At 73.5% G+C, this 2,462-nt stretch carries 2 protein-coding genes; one reads left to right on the top strand and one right to left on the bottom strand.

The features are described from left to right. The coding region (locus ABZ641_RS33080; RefSeq protein WP_359987869.1) for a GNAT family N-acetyltransferase at window positions 1–531 on the bottom strand (531 nt) is incomplete at its 3' end. Between the two features lie 403 nt (window positions 532–934). Between ABZ641_RS33080 and ABZ641_RS33075 the strand changes: the two genes are divergently transcribed. Beyond that, window positions 935–2,462, top strand: a 1,528-nt coding sequence (locus ABZ641_RS33075) for a protease pro-enzyme activation domain-containing protein (RefSeq protein ID WP_359987866.1), incomplete at its 3' end; no start/stop codon positions are given.

Raw genomic sequence — 2,462 nt, 5'->3', positions numbered from 1 at the left:
TTCGCGCTCGACGGACGACTCGTCGCCCGGGACGGGGACGGAGCGGCCGCTGCGCGTGAAGCCGATCTTCCGGTAGAAGGCCTCGGCCCGCTGGTTGTCCTGGTGGACGTAGAGACGGACGCGGGAGACCTTCAACGCGTCGAGCCGGTGGGCGAAGTCGATCGCCGCATCGAACAGCGCCCGGGCCAGTCCGGTGCCGCGCTGCTCCGGGCGGACGAACACACCCACCAGATGGGCCTGGTCGACGTCGACCGGCGCGCCGAAGACATCCGCGCCGCCGGCCGGCTCGATCAGGACCGTCACCGATCCGTCAAAGCCGCCGTCCGTCCGCTCGGCGACGAACTGCTGGACGATCATGTCGCCGCGGGAGCCGGCCGCGCGCTCCTGCCAGAACCCGTCCGGCTTGGTGACGGCGTTGTCGTACGTCTCCAGGAAGGCGATCCCCGCGACGGGATCCCGCAGCGCATCCAGGCGCAGTTCCTTGACGCGCTGCCAGTCCTCAACCGTTACCGCTCGTATGACGTGACTCATGCGCCGATCCTCATCGGGTACGGAGAGCGGGGCAAGCGGATTTCGGGCTGCCGCACACCGCCGGCTCCGCGCGTCATCGGCCGGACCGCTCCTGCCGAGTGTCGGCCGGAGTCCCGATCCGATCCGCCCGGTCCTGCCACGCCACCCGTCCGGACCGCGGCCCGATCTCCTCCGCAACGGACGCGCCATCCCGACGGCGAGGACGCCACCCCGACGGCAAGGAGGAGCCGCCGGTGGTTCGGCCGCGCTCCGGCCACCGGGCGGGTGAAGCCGACGGTGCGTCGCATCGGGGCTGCACGATCCGCGTGGCGCGCCACCCTAGCGTCGAGGCCGTCCAGCGTGGCCGGGCCGACGGACCGCCCGGGCACGCGTTCCCGCATCCCCGACCGGAAGGCCGACCCGCATGCGCATCCGCCTGTCGTGCTCCAGAACCGGACTGGCCGTCATGGCCGTGCTGCCGCTCCTGGCCGCCACCGCGGCGGGCACGCCCGCGCGGGCGGACACCCCGGCACCGCACGGACGCGCGGCCGTCCCCGGCACGGCACCGAACTGGACCCGCTCCGCCGCCGACCAGGGCAGGGAACGCGCCGACGCGCCCGTCACCGTACGCGTTTACCTCGCCGGCCGCGACCAGAAGGGCCTCGACGCCTTCGCCCGCCAGGTCTCCGACCCGGCCTCCGACGAGTACGGGCACTTCCTGACGCCGCAGCAGCTGGCCGAGCGGTTCGGCAGCAGCGACGCGCAGAGCGACAAGGTCGGCCGCTGGCTGCACTCCTCCGGCCTGCGCGTCACCTCGACCAACCGGCACTACCTCACCGCCGAGGGCGACGCCGCCGACGCCGAACGGGCCTTCGGCACCGAACTGCACACCTACCGCAAGGGCACCCGCAGCTACCGGGCACCGGCCGGCGACGTCACCGTGCCCGCCGACCTCACCGACGACGTGCTCAGCGTCACCGGACTCAACACCGCCCCCAGCAAGGTCCGGCCCGGCCGGCCCAAGCCCCAGGACACCCTGCCCGGCCCCGGCAGCGCCTTCGTCAACTCCGGCCCGTTCTCCGCCTACTTCGGCGCCAACCCGGCCACCGGCACGCCCGCGGCCTACGGAGCCGTCCGGCCCTACGTGATCCAGGGCCTCAACGGCACCCAGCTGCGCAGCGCGTACGGCGCGGCCGCCACCGGCCTCACCGGCCGCGGCGTCACCGTCGCCGTCGTCGACGCCTACGACTCCCCGACCATCGGCGACGACGTCACCCGCTACGCCGCCGAGCACGGCGACGCCCCCTACACCAAGGACCAACTGCTGCGCTACGACCCGGCGGTGTGGACGCACACCGCCCCGCCGGAGGTCGACCCGGACGGCTGCGACGCGGCCGGCTGGTACGGCGAGCAGACCCTCGACATCGAGGCCGTGCACGCCGTCGCCCCCGACGCGGACATCTCCTACGTCGGCGCCTCCTCCTGCTACGACCAGGACCTCGTCGACGCCCTGGACCGCGTCGTCGACCAGCACCTCGGCGACATCGTCTCCAACTCCTGGGGCGAGCCCGAGAACGTCAGCGACCCCGCCTTCGACCGGGTGTACCAGCACCTGTTCAAGCGCGGCGCCGCCACCGGCATCGGCTTCTACTTCTCCAGCGGCGACTCCGGCGACGAACTCGCCGACACCGGCACCAAGCAGACCGACATGCCGGCCTCGCTGCCCTGGGTCACCGCCGTCGGCGGCACCTCGCTCGCCCTGGACGCCTCCGACGCGTACCGCTTCGAAACCGGCTGGGGCACGCTGAAGTCCGTCCTCTCCGCGGACGGCACCAGCTGGACCGACCTCCCCGGCACCTTCAACGGCGGCGCGGGCGGCGGCACCAGCGCCCGCTTCGCGCAGCCCCGCTACCAACGCGGCGTCGTCCCGCAGTCGCTGTCCGGCGCCAACG

It is taken from the genome of Kitasatospora sp. NPDC007106 (assembly GCF_040634455.1).
Lineage (GTDB): Bacteria > Actinomycetota > Actinomycetes > Streptomycetales > Streptomycetaceae > Kitasatospora > Kitasatospora arboriphila.
This window is presented reverse-complemented; position numbering and strand designations above follow the sequence as displayed.